At 69.6% G+C, this 19,760-nt stretch carries 22 protein-coding genes; 17 read left to right on the top strand and 5 right to left on the bottom strand.

The window, feature by feature from the left end; genetic code table 11:
* Positions 1-6: 6 nt before the first annotated feature.
* The 4 genes from ACIA5G_RS34095 to ACIA5G_RS34080 all read right to left on the bottom strand — a co-directional run bounded on the left by ACIA5G_RS34095 (position 7) and on the right by ACIA5G_RS34080 (position 2,620).
* Positions 7-453 (bottom strand): nitroreductase family deazaflavin-dependent oxidoreductase, encoded by a 447-nt coding sequence (locus ACIA5G_RS34095; RefSeq protein WP_395930740.1) that lies wholly within the window; start codon positions 451-453, stop codon positions 7-9.
* Complete coding sequence (locus ACIA5G_RS34090; protein ID WP_395930738.1) at positions 450-1,574, bottom strand: MAB_1171c family putative transporter; 1,125 nt, start codon at positions 1,572-1,574, stop codon at positions 450-452. The genes ACIA5G_RS34095 and ACIA5G_RS34090 overlap by 4 nt, the downstream gene beginning before the upstream one ends.
* Positions 1,571-2,122 carry a hypothetical protein gene (locus ACIA5G_RS34085; protein ID WP_395930736.1) on the bottom strand — a complete coding sequence of 184 codons (552 nt, stop codon included), beginning with the start codon at positions 2,120-2,122 and terminating at the stop codon, positions 1,571-1,573. Before ACIA5G_RS34085 ends, ACIA5G_RS34090 begins: the two co-directional genes overlap by 4 nt.
* An 81-nt stretch (positions 2,123-2,203) precedes the next feature.
* The gene (locus ACIA5G_RS34080) at positions 2,204-2,620 is read right to left on the bottom strand and encodes a helix-turn-helix domain-containing protein (protein ID WP_395930734.1); all 417 of its coding nucleotides are present in this window, start codon (positions 2,618-2,620) and stop codon (positions 2,204-2,206) included.
* A gap of 235 nt (positions 2,621-2,855) precedes the next feature.
* Between ACIA5G_RS34080 and ACIA5G_RS34075 the strand changes: the two genes are divergently transcribed.
* From ACIA5G_RS34075 to ACIA5G_RS34065, 3 genes are all read left to right on the top strand, one after another.
* Positions 2,856-5,156 carry a tetratricopeptide repeat protein gene (locus ACIA5G_RS34075; protein ID WP_395930732.1) on the top strand — a complete coding sequence of 767 codons (2,301 nt, stop codon included), beginning with the start codon at positions 2,856-2,858 and terminating at the stop codon, positions 5,154-5,156.
* Between the two features lie 42 nt (positions 5,157-5,198).
* Positions 5,199-5,978 (top strand): hypothetical protein, encoded by a 780-nt coding sequence (locus ACIA5G_RS34070; RefSeq protein ID WP_395930730.1) that lies wholly within the window; start codon positions 5,199-5,201, stop codon positions 5,976-5,978.
* Between the two features lie 165 nt (positions 5,979-6,143).
* Positions 6,144-6,482 carry a DUF6355 family natural product biosynthesis protein gene (locus ACIA5G_RS34065; RefSeq protein ID WP_395930728.1) on the top strand — a complete coding sequence of 113 codons (339 nt, stop codon included), beginning with the start codon at positions 6,144-6,146 and terminating at the stop codon, positions 6,480-6,482.
* A gap of 97 nt (positions 6,483-6,579) precedes the next feature.
* Here the strand turns inward: ACIA5G_RS34065 and ACIA5G_RS34060 are convergent, their stop codons facing one another.
* On the bottom strand, positions 6,580-7,203 hold the full coding sequence (locus ACIA5G_RS34060; protein ID WP_395930726.1) for a prepilin peptidase: 624 nt from the start codon (positions 7,201-7,203) through the stop codon (positions 6,580-6,582).
* Between the two features lie 270 nt (positions 7,204-7,473).
* Here ACIA5G_RS34060 and ACIA5G_RS34055 point away from each other — a divergent pair, with 270 nt between their 5' ends.
* The 14 genes from ACIA5G_RS34055 (at position 7,474) to ACIA5G_RS33990 (ending at position 19,060) form a co-directional block, all read left to right on the top strand.
* Positions 7,474-7,926 (top strand): hypothetical protein, encoded by a 453-nt coding sequence (locus ACIA5G_RS34055; RefSeq protein WP_395930724.1) that lies wholly within the window; start codon positions 7,474-7,476, stop codon positions 7,924-7,926.
* A 50-nt stretch (positions 7,927-7,976) separates the two neighbouring features.
* Entirely contained in the window at positions 7,977-8,906 is a 930-nt protein-coding gene (locus tag ACIA5G_RS34050; RefSeq protein WP_395930722.1) for a hypothetical protein, read from the top strand.
* A gap of 87 nt (positions 8,907-8,993) precedes the next feature.
* Positions 8,994-9,692 (top strand): hypothetical protein, encoded by a 699-nt coding sequence (locus tag ACIA5G_RS34045; protein ID WP_395930720.1) that lies wholly within the window; start codon positions 8,994-8,996, stop codon positions 9,690-9,692.
* The gene (locus ACIA5G_RS34040) at positions 9,692-10,555 is read left to right on the top strand and encodes a carbon monoxide dehydrogenase maturation protein (RefSeq protein ID WP_395930718.1); all 864 of its coding nucleotides are present in this window, start codon (positions 9,692-9,694) and stop codon (positions 10,553-10,555) included. Before ACIA5G_RS34045 ends, ACIA5G_RS34040 begins: the two co-directional genes overlap by 1 nt.
* Complete coding sequence (locus ACIA5G_RS34035; protein ID WP_395930716.1) at positions 10,552-11,913, top strand: CpaF family protein; 1,362 nt, start codon at positions 10,552-10,554, stop codon at positions 11,911-11,913. Before ACIA5G_RS34040 ends, ACIA5G_RS34035 begins: the two co-directional genes overlap by 4 nt.
* On the top strand, positions 11,910-12,800 hold the full coding sequence (locus ACIA5G_RS34030; protein ID WP_395930714.1) for a type II secretion system F family protein: 891 nt from the start codon (positions 11,910-11,912) through the stop codon (positions 12,798-12,800). Before ACIA5G_RS34035 ends, ACIA5G_RS34030 begins: the two co-directional genes overlap by 4 nt.
* Positions 12,797-13,672, top strand: a complete 876-nt coding sequence (locus ACIA5G_RS34025) for a type II secretion system F family protein (RefSeq protein WP_395930712.1) — start codon at positions 12,797-12,799, stop codon at positions 13,670-13,672. The genes ACIA5G_RS34030 and ACIA5G_RS34025 overlap by 4 nt, the downstream gene beginning before the upstream one ends.
* A gap of 20 nt (positions 13,673-13,692) precedes the next feature.
* A complete protein-coding gene (locus ACIA5G_RS34020) occupies positions 13,693-13,887 on the top strand; it encodes a hypothetical protein (RefSeq protein ID WP_395930710.1) in 195 nt (64 codons plus the stop codon).
* Between the two features lies 1 nt (position 13,888).
* The gene (locus ACIA5G_RS34015; protein WP_395930708.1) at positions 13,889-14,320 is read left to right on the top strand and encodes a TadE/TadG family type IV pilus assembly protein; all 432 of its coding nucleotides are present in this window, start codon (positions 13,889-13,891) and stop codon (positions 14,318-14,320) included.
* A 19-nt stretch (positions 14,321-14,339) separates the two neighbouring features.
* Positions 14,340-15,221, top strand: coding sequence for a hypothetical protein (locus tag ACIA5G_RS34010; RefSeq protein WP_395930706.1), 882 nt, complete (start codon positions 14,340-14,342; stop codon positions 15,219-15,221).
* A 5-nt stretch (positions 15,222-15,226) separates the two neighbouring features.
* Positions 15,227-15,676: a TadE/TadG family type IV pilus assembly protein gene (locus ACIA5G_RS34005; RefSeq protein ID WP_395931348.1), complete on the top strand. Its 450-nt coding sequence runs from the start codon at positions 15,227-15,229 to the stop codon at positions 15,674-15,676.
* Complete coding sequence (locus tag ACIA5G_RS34000; RefSeq protein WP_395930704.1) at positions 15,676-16,113, top strand: pilus assembly protein TadG-related protein; 438 nt, start codon at positions 15,676-15,678, stop codon at positions 16,111-16,113. Before ACIA5G_RS34005 ends, ACIA5G_RS34000 begins: the two co-directional genes overlap by 1 nt.
* A 19-nt stretch (positions 16,114-16,132) precedes the next feature.
* Positions 16,133-16,540 carry a hypothetical protein gene (locus tag ACIA5G_RS33995; protein ID WP_395930702.1) on the top strand — a complete coding sequence of 136 codons (408 nt, stop codon included), beginning with the start codon at positions 16,133-16,135 and terminating at the stop codon, positions 16,538-16,540.
* A 15-nt stretch (positions 16,541-16,555) separates the two neighbouring features.
* Positions 16,556-19,060 (top strand): transcriptional regulator, encoded by a 2,505-nt coding sequence (locus tag ACIA5G_RS33990; RefSeq protein ID WP_395930700.1) that lies wholly within the window; start codon positions 16,556-16,558, stop codon positions 19,058-19,060.
* Positions 19,061-19,760 lie beyond the last annotated feature (700 nt).

The following is a 19,760-nucleotide window of genomic DNA, read 5'->3' as shown; positions in this document are numbered from 1 at the left end:
GACCTCTCAGGCGGGAACACACAGCTGGAACACGGCGATCTGCCCCATGAAGGGCAGCACCTGTTCCGGTGGCGCGTCGCCGGGGAACGGCCATTCGTCTGAGACCCGGGGAAGGCGGCCCAAGTATCCGGCGACCGCTGCGGCGCCGCTGGCGTCTTCCACGAGAAGAGCGTCGCGAAGCTCGTGCTCATCGGGCTCGACGGTGCACCGGCCGGCCGCGAGGAGGTTGCGGACCCAGTCGCGGCGGCGGTCGGGCGAGCAGACGTACTGGATGCCGTCGAGCTGCATGAGTGCGATCGGGACGGTGCGTGGCTCGCCGCTGGTGCGGCCGGCCACCGTCAAGACACGCAGCGCGTAGTAACCCTCGCGGTGAGACTGCGGGTCCCGTGCGCGGATGCGGTTGAGCATCTGCAGGTTCCGGTCACGGATCTCGGCCTTCGAAACCGCGGTCACTTGGCTCCTTCCCGGGCCAGGGCCCGCGAGAGGTGGATGAGTTGCCGGACATCGGAGTTGATGCCCGCGTCTTCGGGAGCCGCGACGAGCACGCCCGTCCGGCTGGTCGGCGTCCGGCCGCTGGCCTGGAGCTGGAGTGCGCGGCGGAACGTGCCGAGCTGCTGGTCGGCCGGTCGCTCTGCGTCGAAGCCCGCATCGACGAGCTGCGGGCTGAGTTGCAGGAGGCCGTCCCGGATTTCAATCACACGTCGCCAGTACCGGTGGCCGACCTGGTGGGGAAGCAGCGTGTCCAGCCAGCCTCGGGTTGGGGCGTGGTCGAGGGTGTCCGCGGGGAACACCGCATGCAGCGCCCGCCACAGCGGCCACAGCTCGGCGTAGGCGCGTCGCCGGCGTAGCCACGTCCTTAGCGCGGCGAATCGGGCCGAGAGCCCGACCGAGAACACGCCGACGAGGAACACGAAAGTGCAGATCGGGACCAGCCGGGTGGTCACCTGCATGAGCGTGGCGCCGTATCCCGGATGGCCGGCCCAACGGATGATCACGACGATCGTCCGGATGCCCGTCGTGAGGGCCACGGCGACGAGCGCAACGGTGAGGACGCGAAGCCCGAACCGGGCGCGGCGGCTGGACTCGGCGGCGTAGCGCAGAGCCCAGCGGGCCGTTTGCACGGCGGCGTAGAGCATGTAGCTGCCGCCGATGATGTAGAAGGGTGCTACGCCGGGATGGCTCATGTCGTTTGGCAGGTTCCCGGACAGCGGGTATGCGCTGTCACGAGCTCCTGGCGGAAGTACGAGGACCGCGGCGGTCATCGCCGAGCAGACGCCGATGAGGATCGCGGTCTCGATGCGGACCCGCCGCCACGAACCACCTGCCGAGAGCAGGAAGAAGAGGAGGAGTGCGTACCGCGAGGTGTTCAGCGCGACGTTGGTGAGCAGCTTGACCGTGCTGGATGGCGGCAGCTCGCCGAACACCGTCCGGGCGAAGGCGACGAACGTCGACGCGCCGAGCAGTTGGCAGGCGATGGACACCACGACGGCCCAGAGCGCCGGGTCGCGTGGCGACCGAGCCAGCCGGTAGAGGAACCAGGCCAGCACGAGCACCAGGAAGTTCGTGAGGTTCACAGGACGTCCACCGGGTCACCGAGCGACGTCTGGGCCCGCCGAGCCCGTGGTGAGCGCCCCGGCAAGGTGGTCTCTTGCGCCTTGGTCGTCGCCTCCAAGAGCACGGTGGCGAGTGCTTCGGCTTCCTGCTCGTACTCGTTCGCGTAGGTTGTGCGCCGCCGTAGCGCGCTGCGGATGGCGTCGGGCGGGATGTCGGGGAGCAGCTGGCGCCACATCTCGTCGTCGCCCTCGTCCGACGGGTGATCGGCCAAGAGGTGGCCGAGTTCGTGGGCGATGATGTGCTCCTGGTGGAACCGCGTGGTTCCCGTGCGCTGGTACAGGATGACGTCAGCGGCTGTCGTCTTGATCCACAGGCCGAACGGGCCGGGCACCTCCATCGGCACGCCCATCAGCCGGATCGGCTTGCCGCGGTGCTCGCCGAGCCGGGCGCAGATTTCGGCCATCGGCGTCGGGCCCTCAATGCCCGCGGCGCGCAGTTCGGACCGCAGGCGACGGCGCAGGCCGGCGGTTCGCCGGTCACGGCGCACGCGTTGAACCAGGCTGCTCACGACGGTCCTCCCAGCCCGTTGATGATCACCTCTGGAGATCGTTGCAGATCAGGCGCGGTGTTCGGCCGACTGGACATCAAGTCACCCAGACGTGTGGTTCTCGCCGCGGCTGGCTTGGAATTCGATGAAGTCCAGGACGCTCGACAGGACGTCCGGCGAGAGCGCGCTCGCCCGGTACGCGATGTCGCGGACTCCCTGCTGGGACAGCCGCTCGAGGAGGGCGTTCTGCTCCTGGATATCACGGGCTCGCTCGCTGGTTCCGAAGTACTCCAGCTCGACGCCGAAGTAGGTCGCGAGCTCCTGGGCGAGTCGCAACTTCGGTTCGTTCGCACCCTTGATCAGGTTGTAGAGCTGACTTTTCGAGGTGCCGATTTCTTCGGCGACCTCGGACACGGTGTACGAGCGGCCGTCGTCGTGCTTCTTGAGGTGGATCAGCCGTTCGAGAAGTCTGCCGAAAGGTTCAGGTGGCTGGAGCTGCTGATCTTCGGGCTCGGACACGGTCACCCCCTTCGGTTGAAATTCCAACTTCTTGGAATTTCGACCGCTATGCGTCCGATTTGTTTGACTCTGAGTTCAGGCTTTCGTACCGTTGAAGTTGATCATTCCAAATTACTGGACGCAGAGCGGTGGAGGAACCGCCCGATCGAGTGTCTGCCTCGTCGTCCGGTCAAGATCCGGGTCCCCGCCCATGAAGACGCGTCAACCGGCGCGTCCCGATGCGCGGGGAGGCGCGATGCGAACCATCGACAGCTTCGCGGCGGCGGTGCACCGCAAGCGGAGAGAACGCGGTCTCACGCTCAGCGAGGTCGCCGAGAAGGCCGGCTACAGCGCGAGCTATCTCTCGAAGCTGCTGCACGGCCACCGCACCCTGCTGCCGGCCGTCGTGCACGATCTCGATACCGCGCTCGAGGCCGAGGGCGAGCTGGACAAGATCGCCGCGGAACAGCGCGGCGACTCCTGCGCTGTGACCCGTCCCGTCCAGCTTCCTCCTGTTGCCCCGGATTTCGTCGGTCGCGTGGAACAGTTGCAGGCGATGGATCGCGCACTGATCACTCAGGGGCGCCCCGGTGCGACCGTGACCATCGTCATCGAAGGCGGGTTCTGGACCGGTAAGACAGCACTCGCGGTCCACTGGGCGTCCGGCGTGCAAGCTCGCTTTCCCGGTGGCTGCCTGTTTGCCGACCTGCGCGGTCTCGCGCCCGGCGCGCCGGCCGAGCCGGAAGAGGTCCTGGACGGATTTCTCGTGGCGCTCGGTGTAAGCGCCGCCGAACTCGGCACGTCCAGCCTGCAAGCTCGGGTCGCGCGCTATCGATCGCTGCTCGCCGAGCGGCCGGCGGTCGTGATCCTGGACAACATCGCCGACTGCCGACAGGCGGAATGGCTGCTTCCGGGCGCCGGTAGCGTCTTGGTGGCGACGAGCCGGGAACGGCAGTCCGGTTTGCTCGCACGCACGGGCGGAACGGCGATCGAGCTTGCGCCGCTCCCGCCAGGACAGGCGCTCGAACTGCTCGGGCGTCGAGTTGGTGACGCTCGCGTACGGGCTGGCGCGGCTGCCGCGGAAGCTGTCGTCGACCGGTGCGGTCGCTTGCCGATGACGATCCTCATCGCAGCCGAGCACCTTCAGCGCTACCGGGACACCACGCTGGACGAACTTGCCGACCGCCTCGACTCCGACAAGACCCGACTCGACCTCTTCACCTCGAACGACCCGGCGGTGAACATTCACGGCGTCGTTGATGTCTCGTATCTGACCTTGCCTGCGCTGGCGAGCAGGGTTTTCCGGTACCTCGGCGTCGGGCCTGCCAATGTCGTCGGCATCGAATCGGTCGCCGTGCTCACCGAGCTGGACCTCGAACGCACCGGAGAAGCCCTGCGACTGCTCGCGGAGGCGCATCTCGTCGAGCCACTCCCGAATGGCCGATACCGGATCAGCCACCTGCTCCGCGCCTACGCGCACCAGCGCGCGCTGGTCGAGGAACAGCTGTGCGAAGTCGAACGCGCTCACGACCGGGCCCTGCGCTGGTACGCCGCGACGGCCTGGAACGCGAACAACACCCTGATTCCCAGCTGGGCGGACAGCGGCGTCACCCTGGACCACCTGGCTGGCATCGAGCCGATGTCCTTCAGGGAAGGTGGCTTCGACGCAGCTATGACGTGGTGCGAGCAAGAGGTCGCCACAGCGCTTCAGGTGGCCCGGAGCGCGCGGACACACGGGGCGAAGGACGTCCTGTGGGTGCTGCCCACGGCGTTCCTGCCGTACTTCGTGCTGACTCGTAGCTGGAACACCTGGCTGAGCGCAGCGCACGACGGCCTCGCGGCCGCCCGCGCCGCCGGCAGTGATGCCGGAGTCGCGCGGAGTCTGGAAGCCCTCGGCTGGGTGGAACACGAGCTCGGCCGGTCCGACGACGGCATCGCGCACCTCGAGGAAGCGCTCCGGCGCCACGGCGAACTCGGCGACGATCGATCGCGCGCCTGGACCGCGTATGGCCTCGGCCAGGCGTGCGCCGGCCGCCGCCGGACCGCCGAGGCACGTGAACTGCACGAGCTCGCCGACCAGCTGTTCTCGGACTCCGGCGTCAAGATCGGAATCGCGGTCAACCGGGCTGCGCTGGCCGAGGTGTGCGACCAGCTTGGCTTCGTGGACAAGGCGATGGAGTACGCGCTCGACGCACTGAACCGGGCCCAGATGTTCACCTCGAAGGCAGTTCTCGGCATCGCCCACCAACGGCTCGGCGTGCTGCTCAGCCGACACGGCCACCACCGCACGGCGCTGAAGCACTTCGACGAAGCGCTGGCCGTCCGTGGCCGGAGCTGGCAGCGCTGGGGAGCAGCCGAAACCTTGATTTCGCGAGCAGAGGCGCTTTCCCGGCTGGGACAGGCCGAGCGAGCGAGGGAGGCATACCTGCGGAGCCTGCAGATCCTCGACACCCTTCGCGACGTGCGAGCCCTGGAAGTCCGCACGAGGTTGGCCTCGCTGGACGCCCGGCTCGCCGAATCGTCGAGCTGGGGTGGCGCAACGTCGGTCACTGCATAACAGCCGTCCCGGCGCGAGCTCCGCTCGCGTACTCTCGAACCGGTGAGGATCGTGGGGGTGGTATGCCTCGCGGCGCTGTGCGCGGCGACGTTGGTCGCGTGCGCTCCGGGCAATTCGCAGACCGACAAGGACGCTCGGCTGGTCGCCGAAGAGATCGATTCTCCGCCACAGACCTCTGCTGCCAAGTACGCGCGGAAAGCTCTCGAAACCACGCTGGGCCGCTCCTCCGGTTTCGCTGTGGTCGAGATGCGCGACACGACGTCCGACGACCCGGATGCGGTGACGATGCACCTCGTCTTCCAGGTGCACGACTTCGGCAATCAAGACGAGTTCTTCCCACAAGAACCGGTGACGGCTTGCTACGACGTCGGCTTCAACTTCCGGGGGCTCGCGGAAGAGCCGCGCCGCAGGGACTGCCCCGCCGGAGCGACACCGCTGAACCCGCCGCAGATCCCGCCTTGGGAAGTGCCGGAAGGCTTCGATCCGACCCTGCAGTCCGTGCTGACGGCGCTGCCCGTGTCCGTGACCAAGGACGAGCTGCTCGCTCGCCTGGCACGTTCGATGCCGACCTTGTCCGTTAATCCGGACAAGCAAACCCCGTGGCGGCCGCCCGCGCAAGACGTTGCCCTGCGCGGAAACGACGTCGGCGTCGCCTATCAGGCGGGCGATCGATCGACCGGCGGCATCGACTGCCTGCTGGGCTCGCGCGTGCAGGGTGCGACGTTGGTGTGGCGCCCCACCTTCGAACAGGTCCAGCCCGGCGAACTCCCGTGCACGGCGCAGACCGCCCTCGATCGGCAGGGAATCACGCCACCTCACTGATCAAGTTATTGGAAAGGCTTGTCGTCTTGACAAGACCAGCACAGAAACGGCACTGAAACAGCACAACCCTGGGTCGCCCAGACAGTTCCCTGAGTGTGTTGGCAGGTCCAAAGTGGATTCAACAGAGCCTTCGATCTCTTCGGCTCAAGAATCCATGGAGGAACAATGGAACCGCGCACTCTGCGTGCCACGGCCATCCGCGCCCTGTGTGCCCCTGCGCTCGCGTTCGCCGCATGCGTCGTCGCGGCGGGATCCGCCGGCGCCGCACCCGGCGTCGAGCTCCGCGAGCAGTGCGGCTACCTCAGCTGGGGCGAGTACCGGCATTGCGACGGCGGCACCGGCTCGAGGGTCGACTTGGACGTCGAAGACGTCTGGGGCAACCTCTATCGCTACTGCGTAGGGCCCGGCAAGACCGACCTCCAGCCGGTGATCCGATGGCGAGTGACGGGCGCTTGGTGGAACGGCGGCGTCGGCTGCATCCCGGGCTTCGAAGGGCCCGCGTAGTCGTTCGAACTCGAGGACGTCTCCCAGTCCTCGGCCAGTCGGCCCGGCGGGCGCCCCTGCCCCCTCAGCGGTGCCCGCCGCGCCGACGTCCCCTCGCTCAACCGGCGATCACGACCACCACTGCCATTTCCGCTACGAGGCAAGGCCCGAACGGGATGCCTTTGCGCCGGGCGCCGTCGTTCGGCACAAGCAGAAGAAACAGGGCCAGGACGGACGCGAGCACCAACGCGCCGGCGAGTTCGGTCCAACCAGACCAACCAGTTACCAGGCCGACGACGGCCGCCAGGCTCACATCGCCGGAGCCGACTCCGCCCTCGACCAAGACGGCGAGCAGGAGGTAGAAGCCCGCCGCCGCGAGCGCCGCCCAAAGTGCCCGAAGACCTGGTAACGGGTCCGAGTGCGCGACGCACAAGAAGCCGAATCCCAGAACGCCGCCGGCCAGCTGGGGCAGCACGACGATACGAGGTAACCGATGTTCCACCCAGTCGACAACCGCCAGCGGAACGCCCAGCGCCAGTACAAACGCGTACACCGCCAGCTCACCTCGAAGACCGATGCGCCAGCCGAGAGCGGCCAGGAGCGGCGCAGTAAGGAGCGCGCCCAGCCACCACGACTGCGCGACCCGAGCCGGCTGATGCAGGACGCGTCCAGTGATCAAGCTGCCCGCAGCACCCAGCAGCAAGCCCGCCAAAGCACCAGCCGCGCCAAGCCAGGGGTTCATCTCGTCACCGGCCCGTCGGCGGCGCTCGTTCCCTTCCCCACGACGCCATGCTGGCCAGCTCGACGCCTCAGCGCACCGGTCGTCCTTCCAACGAGTGAACCTCCGCCGAGGTGGTGTTCCCGACCGGACAGCCAGCTGATCATTCCAATGGGAGGGGAACCCGTGGATCTACGAAAAGCAGCTCGCGTCACCGCAGCGTCGTCCGCCGCGCTTGTCCTGCTCGGAGGTTGCGCCTCGAGCGAGCCGAGCGCGCCGCCAGCGTCGTCGAGCATGGCCACGACGACTGAGCTGCCCCAGCTGGGCGACATTGCACAGCAGCGCGCTACCGCCGCGTACCTCGGGATGTGGAGCGACATGGCCGATGCGGCAGTGACCTCGGACTGGCAGTCGCCCAAGCTCGCACAGAACGCGACCGCGGACGCGCTGCAGACCATCTCCCGAAGCCTCTACGCCGACCACTACAACGGACTCGTCACCAAGGGCCGGCCCCTCAACCACCCGCATGTCGACGCCGTCGAGCCGGAATCTGACCCGAAGACTGTCACGATCTCCGACTGCGGGGATTCGACAAGCTGGCTCAAATACCGCGCCGACAACGGTCAGCCCGCCGACGATGGGCCCGGTGGTCGCCGCCGGATCGAGGCCCTCGTGAAGAAGGCTGTCGACGGCTCCTGGAAGGTAACGACCTTCGCCGTCCACGAGGTCGGGTCATGCACCGGGTGACGAAGGCGGCGGCCTCGACTGCGGCAGCCTTCGGGATCTGCTTGTCAGCGATGCCTCTCGCGGCCGCCGACGGCTGGGGAAACGTCCATTGCGGACAGAGCGCGAATCCTTCCTGCGACGTCGGCGCCGGCCGCAACGGCGGGAAGGCGCCGCAGCTGCCAGCAGATCCGGGGAAGCCAGGGCGTCCCCACTCAGCACCTGATCAACAGCCGCCTTCGGGCGACAGCATCCTCGGGGACAACGACACCGCGGCGAAGTGCTCGTACGTCCGGAGCAACTACCAGCCACCGGCGAACGGAGTGCAGACCGTCGCGTACCACGACGTCACGGCGCCGCATGTGGTGTTCGCGCGCTGGTCGCCGTCGGCCGTTGTCAGCGCGCAGCAGGACGGAGGCTCCTGGTACGTCTACCGGTGCTCCGGACCGGGCGTGCACGACGGTCTTTACCGAGCGCCGATCTGGCTGCCCGACGGTCAGGCGTCTCCCGCGGCCGCATTGCCCTCGCCGCAGGAGCTGGCCGACCAGGCTCGGGCGCAGCTGCGGCTGCCCGTACCGCGGATCGAGGCGAACCCGGCCGGCGACAAGCTCGTAAGCCTGCCGACCTGGCTGTGGCTGGAGCACGGCAGCTGGGGAACGCGGCAGGCAACCGCGGCCGTACCAAGTGTCTCGGTCACCGCGGTGGCCACGCCGACCTCGGTGACCTGGAAGATGGGAGACGGCGAGAACGTCAGCTGCTCCGGCCCCGGAACGCCCTACTCGGCCACCGCCGAGCCGACATCAGCTTCGCCTGATTGCGGCCACACCTACCGTCGTTCTTCGGCCTCAGCCCCTAGCCAGCACTTCGCCGTTACGGCGACGGCCCACTGGACGGTGACGTGGTCCGGTGCCGGAGCGAGTGGGACGTTCCCCGACCTGACGACCTCCGCCACGGCTGCGTTCCGGGTAGCCGAGGTTCAAGCCCTCGGCACCGGTCACCGCTAGCCCAAACACGTTCTCGAATCAATCTCTGTTGTGCGTCAACGAATTCGACGATGCATGACGCGGTCGAACCATGCCTGGAGGAACGTCGTGACGAGTATCCGCACCGGCGAACGCGGCGCCGGAACCGAAGTGGGTTCCGAGTCGTGGCTGGGAAAGAAAGGCCACCTCACCGCGGTGCCGACAGGACGCCGGACGCGCCGACGCCTGCCGCACCTACTGGTCGGTGTCCTGCTCATCGTGGTGTGCGTCGGCGGGGCGCTCTGGTGGTCGAGCAGCGCGCAGGGACGCGTGCCAGTGCTGGCTATCGCGCGGCCGGTGAGTGTCGGACACATCCTTGAGCGAGCGGACCTCCGCGAGGTCGAGCTCTCGGCTGCCGACGCGGTCGTGACCGTGCCGGTCGAGCAGGCGACCGTCGTGCTCGGGCGGCCGATGGCGACGAGCCTCGACCCGGGAGCGTTGCTAACCCCGGGCAGCGTCGGCCCGGCAGCGATCCCCGCCGCCGGGCGTGCGATCGTGGCGGTCGCGCTGAAGCCGGGGCAGTTCCCGCTCGAGCTTGCGCCCGGCGCTCCCGTCCGCGTCGTGACCACCACGCCTTCGACCGTTGGGTCGTCGGCCGGGCTGGAGAGCGGACAGACGTGGCCGGCCACGGTGATCGGGCTGGTCGAGGCGGAAACCGACCCGACCGCGGTGATCTCGCTGCAACTCCCGGGAGACGCCGCGTTTGCGCTCGCCCGGGTGCCCGTGGGCCAGGTGGCGCTGGTCATGCTCCCGGGCGGTGAACGCTGATGTTGATCGCGCTTGCCAGCGTGAAGGGCTCGCCGGGCGTCACCACCTTCGCCCTCGCCCTGGCCGCGAGCTGGCCGACCGAAGTCCGGCGTGTGGTCGTCGAGTGCGATCCCGCCGGTGGGGACCTGGTGCAGCGATTCGGTATGGCCGCGTCGCCGGGACTTCTCAGCCTTGCGGCGGCAGCACGGCAGCCCGTGGATCCCGATGTCGTCTGGAGCCATGTCCAGCGGCTTCCGGGCGGCGTCCAGGTCATTGCCGGTCCGCCGGGCGGGCATCAGGCTCGGGCCGCGCTGAGCACTCTGACCTCGGCGGCCTCACCGCTCTACGGCACTGCCCGTCGGCCGGCGGTGGCGATGTTCGCCGATTGCGGGCGCCTGGACCCGGGTTCCCCTGCTGAGGCGGTGATCCGTCACGCGGACGTCCTGCTGTTGATCTCCGGCACGTATAGCGACGAGCTCGCCCACCTGGCCACTCGCGTTCACGACCTGGGCCGGACAGCCGCCCGCGCGTGCCTGGTACTCGCCGGACGCGGGCACGCGACCCACGAAGTCGCGCGCGAGCTGGGCATCCCGGTCATGGCAAGGATTCCCCACGACCCGACTGCCGCCGGCCGCTACACCGGGCGAGCGGCGCCTGGTCGACGGCGAGCAGGTGGGCTTGCCCGGGTCGCGACCGCCGTTGCTGAGGCCCTCTCTGGTGAACCCGCTCGCGAACCGTCACCGCCATCGCCGAGCGTCGTGCAGCAGGCGCCGGGTGTACCTGCCCAGCCCACAGCAGCGTCCGGCGTTCGCGTGCTGCCACCGACAGCCCTGCACAACGGCCACCTCCACAGCACCGCTCCCGGGAAGGACGTCCGACCATGACCGTGCTCGACGAGCACCGCCGGCCCGACCCGGCGGCTGATTCCGGTCCCGAGGCACGCCTTCGGGAGTACCTGAGGTACATCCTCGCCGATGAGCTGCCGAGCCGCGCTGGCGCCGGCACGGAGCCAATGACCGGCACGCGGCGCCGCGAACTCGCCCGCGAGGTGCTCCGAAGCGCGGGCGCGGCGCACAGCGAGTCCGAGCTGCAGGCGGGCCGGTTGCTGGTGTCACCGGACACCGAGGCCCAGCTCGTCGAAGCCGTGCTCGACGAGGTCTTCGGGCTCGGCGGGTTGCAGCCGCTGCTGGACGACCCAGCGGTCGAGACGATCAACGTCAACAGCTTCGACCGCGTCTTCGTCCAGTACTCCAACGGCACCCGCGCCCAGGTGGCGCCGGTCGCCGCGTCGAACGACGAGCTGACCGACCTCGTCCGCACCCTCGCCGCGCGGGCATCCTCGGAGGAACGCCGCTTCGACCGCGGCTCGCCCGCGCTGAACCTGCAGCTTCCGGGCGGCGAGCGTCTGTTCGCCGTGCTCGGACTCACCGCCGGCGGGGTCACCGCGTGTTCGATCCGGCGTCACGGCTACCTCACCACCAGCCTCGCCCAGCTGCGCCGCCGCGGCACCCTCGACGTCGGCCTCGAACGGCTCCTGCGCGCGCTGGTGCGAGCCCGCAAGAACGTCCTGATCACTGGCGGCGCTGGGTTCGGCAAGACGACGCTGCTGCGGGCGATGGCGGCCGAGATGGACCCGCTGGAACGCATCGTCACCATCGAGGATGCCTTCGAGCTCGGCCTCGGTCTCGATCCGCGCCTGCACGCTGACGTCACGGCGCTGCAGGCCCGTCAGCCCAATGTCGAAGGCGCGGGTGCGATCAGCCAGGCCGAGCTCGTCCGTTGGGGTCTGCGGATGTCCCCGGACCGGGTGATCGTCGGGGAGATCCGTGGGCCGGAGGTCATTCCGATGTGCAACGCGATGTCCCAAGGTAACGACGGTTCGATGGCGACGCTGCACGCGAGCAGCTCGAAGATCGCCTTCACCCGGCTAGCGTCCTACGCCGCGCAAGGCGCCGAGCGACTGTCGCTGGAAGCGACCGCGCTGCTGGTGGCGTCCAGCGTGCACTTCGTCGTGCACCTGGCCAAGGCAGCCGACCGCACGACCCGGGTCGTGTCCTCGATCCGCGAGGTCGTCGACGCCGACGGCGGAACCGTCGTCTCCAACGAGGTCTACCGCCCCGGCTCCGATCTTCGAGCGCGCCCGGTCGCCGGCGCACTGCGCGCGGACACGCTGAACGACCTCGTCGATGCCGGCTTCGATCCCGACCTCCTGACCCAGCCCGAGGGGTGGTGGGCGACATGACCAGCATCCTCATCGGCTGTATCACCGGGCTCGGCACCGCCGCGGGCCTGCTGCTGACCCTCGTCGGCTTTCGCCGGCCGCAACCGCTGTCCCGGACGCGGCCCGCCCGGCAGACGCGGTGGCGCGCCGACCGAACCCACGCACTGCGCGCGGGCGCGGCGCTCGGCGTCGGCCTGGTGGCCGCGGCGGCGACCGGATGGGTGGTCGGCGGGCTGCTCGCCACGGCCGCGGCATGGTTCCTGCCCGCGTTGGTCGGGCCCGACCGTGCGCATGCGCGGCGGGTGGCGCGGATCGAAGCGGTGGCGTCGTGGACGGAGATGCTGCGCGACACCCTCGCGGCCGCGGCCGGGCTCGAGCAGGCGATCCTCGCGACCGCGCCGCTCGCGCCCAACGCGATCAGCGACGACGTCGGCCGCCTCGCCGCGCGGCTGCGCAGCGGACACCGGCTCGCCCCCGCCCTGCGGCACCTGGCCGAGGAGCTGGCCGACCCGACTGCGGACTTGGTCATCGCGTCCCTGGTCTTGGCAGCCGAACATCAGGCGCGCGGGCTCGGCGAACTGCTCGGGTCACTGGCGGAGACCGCGCGGGCGCAGGCCGCGATGCGGATGCGCGTCGAGACCGGCCGCGCCCGCACCCGGACTTCGGTGCGGGTCGTCGTGGCCACCACGATCGCGTTCGCGGTCGGCGTCGTGGTCTTCAACCGCGCCTACCTCACCGCCTACGACAGCCCGCTCGGCCAGACCGTCCTACTCGTCATCGGCGCACTGTTCAGTACCGGGTTCGCCTGGCTGAACCGGATCGCCGCTGGCCGCCCCACCGCCCGCGTCCTCTCCCTGAGCGACGGCCGGGTCGCCGAGGCGGAGTCACGTGGCGGTGAACGGGCGTGACCGCCGCGATCCTCTTCGGCGCCGGAGCTGGCCTCGGCCTCTGGCTGGTCCTGACCTGGGCGATCCCGCCGCAGGCCACCCTGCGCGGCCGTCTCGCCATCGTGACGGACGACCTCGTCCCGATCGCAGCGGTCGCCGACGCCCCGTGGGCCACCACGCTGGCCCGGCCCCTACACGCCCTCGGCCTCCCCGGAGACCGGCTGACCCGGGACCTGCGAGTGCTGGGTCGCGGCGCCGACACCCACCTGGCCGTGAAAGCCGTGCTGGCCTGCGCCGGGCTACTGACGCCGCTGCTGCTCCAGGGTCTGCTCGTCCTCGTCGACGTGCACCTCGGCGTCGAACTGCCCCTGGCGCTCGCGGTCCTGCTCGCGGCGGCCGGATTCGTCGCACCCGATCTCGAGGTCAGGGCCAAGGCCGCGCGTGCACGTGCAGAGTTCCGCGCCGCGCTCTCGGCGTTCCTCGACCTCGTCTGGATCACCCTGGCCGGCGGCGCCGGAGTCGAAGCGGCACTCCTGGCCGCCGTGAACGTCGGCCGCGGTGGCGCGTTCGACCAGCTGCGCCGCGCGCTCGACGCCGCCCAGCTGACCCGCACCGCACCGTGGTCGACCCTGCGCCGCCTCGGCGACGAGCTGGACATCAGCGAACTCGCCGAGCTCGCGGCATCGATCTCCCTCGCGGGGACCGAAGGCGCCAAGGTCAGAACCTCCCTGGCCGCGAAAGCCGCGGCGCTGCGCACGCACCTGGTCGCCGACGCCGAAGCCGACGCGCAAGCCGCGACGGAACGCATGGCGCTGCCGGTCACCTTGCTGTTCCTCGGCTTCCTCGGATTCATCGCCTACCCGGCCATCACCCAGGTCCTCAACGGCCTCTGACACCGTCCACAGGAGACACCATGCTGACCTACTGCCGAACCCTCTGGACCATCCTCGCCGCACGGATCCTGCTGCTGCGCCGCGACAACAGCCGCGGCGAGATCACCACCACGGTCATCGTCACCGCGCTGATGGCGGTCCTGGCCATCGCGCTGATCGCGATCATCGCCGCCAAGCTGACCGCGAAAGCCAACAGCATCGACCTCGGCAGCTGACATGCTCTCCGCTGCACGTGGTCGTCTCGCCGCTGTCCGGCGACGGATCCGGCGAGCGTTGGCGGGGGAGCGCGGGGAAGTCACCGTCGAGCTGGTGATCGCCACACCGCTGCTTCTGCTGGCGCTGCTGGCGATCGTCCAGTTCGCACTCTGGTCCCACGCGACCCACATCGCCCAGGCCGCCTCCACCGAAGGGCTCGCCGCGGCCCGGACCCAGGACGGCACCGCCGCGGCCGGCCACGCTGCCGCCCAACGCCTGCTCGACGACCTCGCGCAGGGGCCGCTGAGGTCCTCGCACGTCGAGGTGACGCGCACCGCGACCTCGGCGTCGGTGAGCGTGCAAGGCGAGGTCGTCGCCGTCCTGCCCGGTGTGCACCTGCACGTGCACGCCGAATCCGCAGGCGAGGTCGAAAGGTTCGTTCCCGACGCCTGATCGAAGAGGGGAAGAAACCATGCCATTGCTGGAAAAGCCGGATCCGGTGGCCGCCGGCGACTTCGCCGACGGTCCCGACATCATGCTGTGGAATCCTGCTATCACAGAGAAACGCTGGCGACACGAGGTCGTTCGCGCGTTCCTCCTCCGGTCCTGCTCGATTCGCTGTGTCGCCGGGCTGCTGACGCTCGCCACTGCCCTGGGGACCGACGTCACGCGGACCCTCGCGGGCGCGCTCCTGATCGCCAGCGGCATCGCGCTGCTGCTGAGCGGCCTCTGCGATGCAGTCATCACTGCGGCTTGCTTGACCAGCGATCACCAGCATCCGCATGGACGCCGATGCCGTCTCGAACGCCCGCCCGGCGAGTTCTTCTACCGCAGCGACGACTTCGCCGACCTCGGCGATCAGGCTCACCAGACGGCCGGCCTTCTGATCGATCTCATCGGCGAACTCCACGACAGCACCGCACGCGACTGGCTCGAACCCGACCTGCCCCGCCGAGCTCACCACGCCGTCTGGGACGCACTGACCCGCCTGGCCCGCACGCGCACCGCGCGTCGGCACACCGCGCAGCTCGCGGCGGCACCGGGGGAGACCGACCTCGCGTCGGCGACCGCGAGGGCGATCGCCGAGTTCGACACCCAGCTCGGCGAGCTGCTGTTCCACCTGCAGGGCTGTGTGACGCTCACCCGGGAATGGGACGCCAAGCTCCGCCACGCCGACCTCGTCGAGCGAACCAACACCGTCCGCGCCGAGCTGCACGCCACGTCTCTCCACGCGACAGTCGACGCCGCGGCGGAGTTGCCGAGGTCCGTGTTCGCGTACGTCACGGCCGCCCGCGACCTGACCGGAGCCGGCCCGTTCCCCTGGGAACCGGTGTCCGCGGAGCCGAGCCGGTGACCGCCATGCAGCTCGGCCGGGTGGTCCGCTGGTGGCGAGCCGAGTGCGGGTCGGTGACCGCCGAAGCGGTCCTGATCGCACCGGTCCTGGTCATGCTGCTGGTGTTCGTCGCGGTGGTCGTCCACCGCGGCGTCGACGCGCGGCTGCGGCTGGACGACGCCGCACACCAGGCCGCACGGGCAGCGAGCCTGCAGCGCACCCCAGCGGCCGCCAGCACCGCGGCGGAATCGACCGCCACCTCGGCGCTGGCACATGCCAGGCTGGTTTGCCGCGACGCGTCGGTCACCGCGAGCACGTCGGCGAGCCCGGGTAGCACCGTCGTCGTCAGCGTGAACTGCACCGTCGACTTCGGCCGAGCACTGATATTAGGTGTCCCCGGCACCCGGACGCTCAGCGCCACGGCCAGCGAAGTCATCGACACTTACCGCTCCCAGCCCGCCGCCGGAGGCGCGTGATGGACGCCCGCCGCCGCGCGGCGTGGTGGCGAGCCGAAGAGGGCCGCGTTTCAGCCTTCGTCCTCGTGCTGATGCTCGGGCTCCTGGCTCTGGCTGGCCTCGGCCTGGACGGCGGCCTCGCTCTTGCCGCCAAAGTTCGCGCCACCGGCCAAGCCGAGTCCGCCGCCCGCGCCGGCGCACAGGCGATCGACCTCTCCGCCTACCGAGCCACCGGCGCACTGCGGCTGATACCCGCACACGCCGACGAACTCGCTCGCCACTACCTCGCCGGAATCGGCGCCACCGGCACAGTGACCGCCACGACCGACACCGTGACCGTCACCGTCACGACCAGCCAGCCCACGCAGCTGCTCTCACTCATCGGCATCCCGGCGATCGGTGCCCACGGCAGCGGTGCCGCACATCCTCAGCGCGGCATCACCGCGCTCGAGCCATGACCCCTCGAAGGAGAAGAGCATGATCACGACCGACGAGATCGAGCGCCGTGTCGAGAAGGCCGACGCGGACAAGAGCGCCAGGAGGACGGCCGCAGCCCGCGAGGTCGGCGAGCTCGCACACCGCCGAGCCACGCTGGCCGAGGAACTGGCCGAGGTCGAACGCAAGCTCGGCACCGTGCTCGCCGCGGCGTCGGACGTCGTCGGCGTCGAGGAGCTGGCCGAGTTCACCGACGTCCCGGCCGCCGACCTCACCCGGTGGCTCACCGCCGGCAAACCCCGCGCGCGGCGCGGTCGCCCGCCCGGAAGCCGCCGCCCGAAACCAGACACCCAGCCCGAGGCCTCGCCAGCACCCGCACCGCCGGAACCCCGCCCTGGGCCGTTAGCGCTGGGTACGCAGCCCCCGATTGCGCAGGGCCAGCGAAGCTGAGCCGGGGACGCTGTGGTGCCGACACATCGTGCGGTCCTGCTCGGCGCGCGACGGCTGCTGCAGGCCGGCGTGGCGTTCACGCTGCTGTCCGGGCTGTGTGCCGGGCTGCCGTGGGTGCTGGCGCGGTTCATCGGCTGGCCCCTCCCAGATCATCTGCCGACGACGGCAGAGGTCGGCGAGGTGCTGGCGGGCCCGCTGTCGACGAGTCTGCTGCTCCACGTGCTCGCGTGCGGCGCGTGGCTGCTGTGGGGCGCGTTCATCGTCGAACTGGTCGGCTGCGTACGCGAGCTCGTCCTCGCCGCCGGCCGGCCGGACCTCGCCCGGGGCGGCAGCCCGCTCCGCCGGATCGCCGCGATGCTCATCACCGCCGCCGTGGTGTCGTTCCTCAGTCGCACCGCCCTCGCCGCACCCGTCGGAAGCAGCGCGATCCAGGCCGGCGTGAATACGTCGGTCACCGCGACGTCGGTCGTTGGCGAATCGGAGGATGTCGAGCTGGTGCGTCCGCCCTGCGACGGTGTCTACGACTCGCTGTACCGGATCGCGCAACGCCGTCTCGGCGACGGTGACCGGTGGCCGGAGATCTGGCGCCTGAGCGCCACAAGCACCCAGCCCGGCGGTCGCAAGCTGACGTCGCCCAGCCTGATCCATCCCGGCGACCAGGTCCGTCTGCCGCCGACCACCAAGCCCGTCCAGCCGAAACCATCGCCGCTGCCTCCGCCTCCGAAGCCCGCGATGGTCTCCCCGCCGAGCCCGGTAACGAATCCCGCCGCTTCTCCAAGCCCCGGCTCGGCGTGGGGGCCTGGCGTATACGTCGGTCTCGGGCTGGCGGGCGCGGCCAGCGCGGCGCTGCTGGTCGCCCGACGACGGCAGCGCGCCGGCTACCGGCCCGGCAGCGGCCGGCGCGGCGACGACCTGCCCGTCGCCCCAGTCGTTTACCAGCTGCACCAGGCACACCAGCACGCCCGGGCCGAACTCGACGAGGCCGATCCGGCCAGTGCGGAAGTAGACGGCGAAGTTGCCGAGCTAGATGCGACGCTCGAGCTGAGTGACGTCGTCGATGAGACCGCCGCAGAACTGGCACTGGACCTCGCGGCGACGCACGGCCTCGGTCTCATCGGACCCGGCAGCCACGCCGCGGTCCGCGCGCTGCTGCTCACGGCCATGACCTCCTCTCGCGACCCGAAGGTCGTCGCGCCGGCTCGGGATCTGCGCAGCTTGCTCGGCGTCCCGGAGCAGGTCGACGACCTGCCGGACCGCGTCCACGTCGTCGATGACCTCGCGTCCGCGATCACACGCCTCGACAGCACGCCGGAGAGCGTCCGCCGAATTCTCCTGGCGAACGTGCCGGCAGGCGAGCCCGATCGCACCCGGCTGCAGCAGGTCCTCGGGGAGGGCAACGCGACCGTGCTGCTGCTCGGCCAATGGCACCCCGGCGTCACGGTCTACGTGGACACCGCCGGCGCCATCACCGCGACGTCACCAGGTCCGGGGGAGCCGTTACGCGGCCGGCGAGCCTTCACCCTCCCCGAATCGGCAACCCGCGAGCTATTCGCTCTCTTCGACGCCGCACACGGCGTCCGGGACGACCACCCCGAACCCGCAGTCGAGTCAAGCCACGGGTTGGAGATCGCAGGCCCTCCCGCACCAGACCAAGTCGAAGCAGCACCTGAGCCGGTCACGTCACCTACCACCGAAGCCCAGCACGACGTAGCCACGCCGCTGGTGCTGTCGGTCTTCGGACAGCCGACGTTGGCATGGCGACCGGACGTCACTCGCGCGGACGACGTCGTCGAAGTCACCGGTAGCCTCTCGCGGCGGCTGTGGGAGCTGCTGATCTACCTGGCTCTCCATCCGGAGGGCGTTCCGCGGGCGGCGATCATCGACAGCCTGTGGGCCCACCGCCCAGCGCGGGACCCGGCCGCCGTGCTGCGCACCGTCCTGTCCCGCCTTCGCAGCACCATCGACAAAGCAACCTCGCCCGACATCGGCGACGTCGTGGTTGCGGCCCACGGCCGGTATCGCCTCGAACCCACCGTCGTCGAGGTCGACTATTGGGCATTCGCTGGCGCGCTCGCTCGCCGCCGCACCATGACCGACGAGCACCACCGTTCCGCGGCCCACGCCGCGATCGTCGCCAGCTACGGCGGCGAGCTGGCGGCCGGCGTCGAAGCCGAATGGCTCACCGCGCTGCGGGAAGGCGTCCGCCGCGACGCCCTCGACGCCGTCGCCGCCCTGGCCCGCGCCCAGGTCCAGAGCGATCCCGAGTCCACGCTGGAGCTTCTGGAATCGGCGCGGGACTTGGACCCGCACAACGAGCTGCTCTACCGCGACATCATGCGCCTCGAACACAACCTCGGCCGGCACGACGCGATAGCCGGGACGCTGCGCCTGCTCGAAGCCCGCCTCGCCGAGATCGACGAAACACCCGCTGCCGCGACAATCGAGCTCGCCGAGCGACTGCAAGACCTCCACGCCGGAATCGCAACCCCGAAGGTCCGAAACACCGTGTCGACACCATAGAAGAGCCTCTACAGCTGAAATGGCAAGCGGCCGCGACGGATGTTAGTGTCGACGCACTGATAGTCATCGCGCAGAAAAGTATCTCGGTGTTTCCGTTCAGAGTCGGTGTCATTGACCGCGCCGCCGTCGAGGTTCCGCAACGTTTCTCATGGGCGGACGCAGCACTGCATCGACCCTCTGATCGACCTGTTCGCTGGAACCGGCCGTCCAACGGCCCCGCCTTTCGCGCGACCGCCCGCCGCCGGGAGTGCCCATCCGGGTGCCGATCGCCCTGGCGTTCCGTGGACCGGCTAAGACGGATCCTCCGTGCGCGCGGATACACGCAGGTCAGCGCTGGTATGCGGGGATCCGCTGATATCCCAGACTCGCTTGGCGACAAGCAGGTAAGCACATCAGGCCCGCCCCGTCGATCCGGCTCCCATGATCAGGTCTCCGCGGTCCAGTTCCGACGGCTATCTCACCTCGTGTCAGCAGTCATCTATTCCTTATTTTCATTTCACATGAAATGGCAATTACTGTTGGGTTACCGGGCGTGCCGGCGGCCGCTAGGTGCTGCGAACCTGCGCAAACGGTTTGGCGGAAATGCTTGAGATTCTTCTATTGAGTGCGAATTCGTCACCCGAATGGGACGTGGAAAAGGATTGCGCGTGGCCGCTTTGTCGAGTTACTTTTGTTGTGTCGCCGAGGAAATCCGGAAATC

This window comes from Amycolatopsis sp. NPDC051758, from assembly GCF_044453095.1.
GTDB lineage: Bacteria > Actinomycetota > Actinomycetes > Mycobacteriales > Pseudonocardiaceae > Amycolatopsis.
This window is presented reverse-complemented; position numbering and strand designations above follow the sequence as displayed.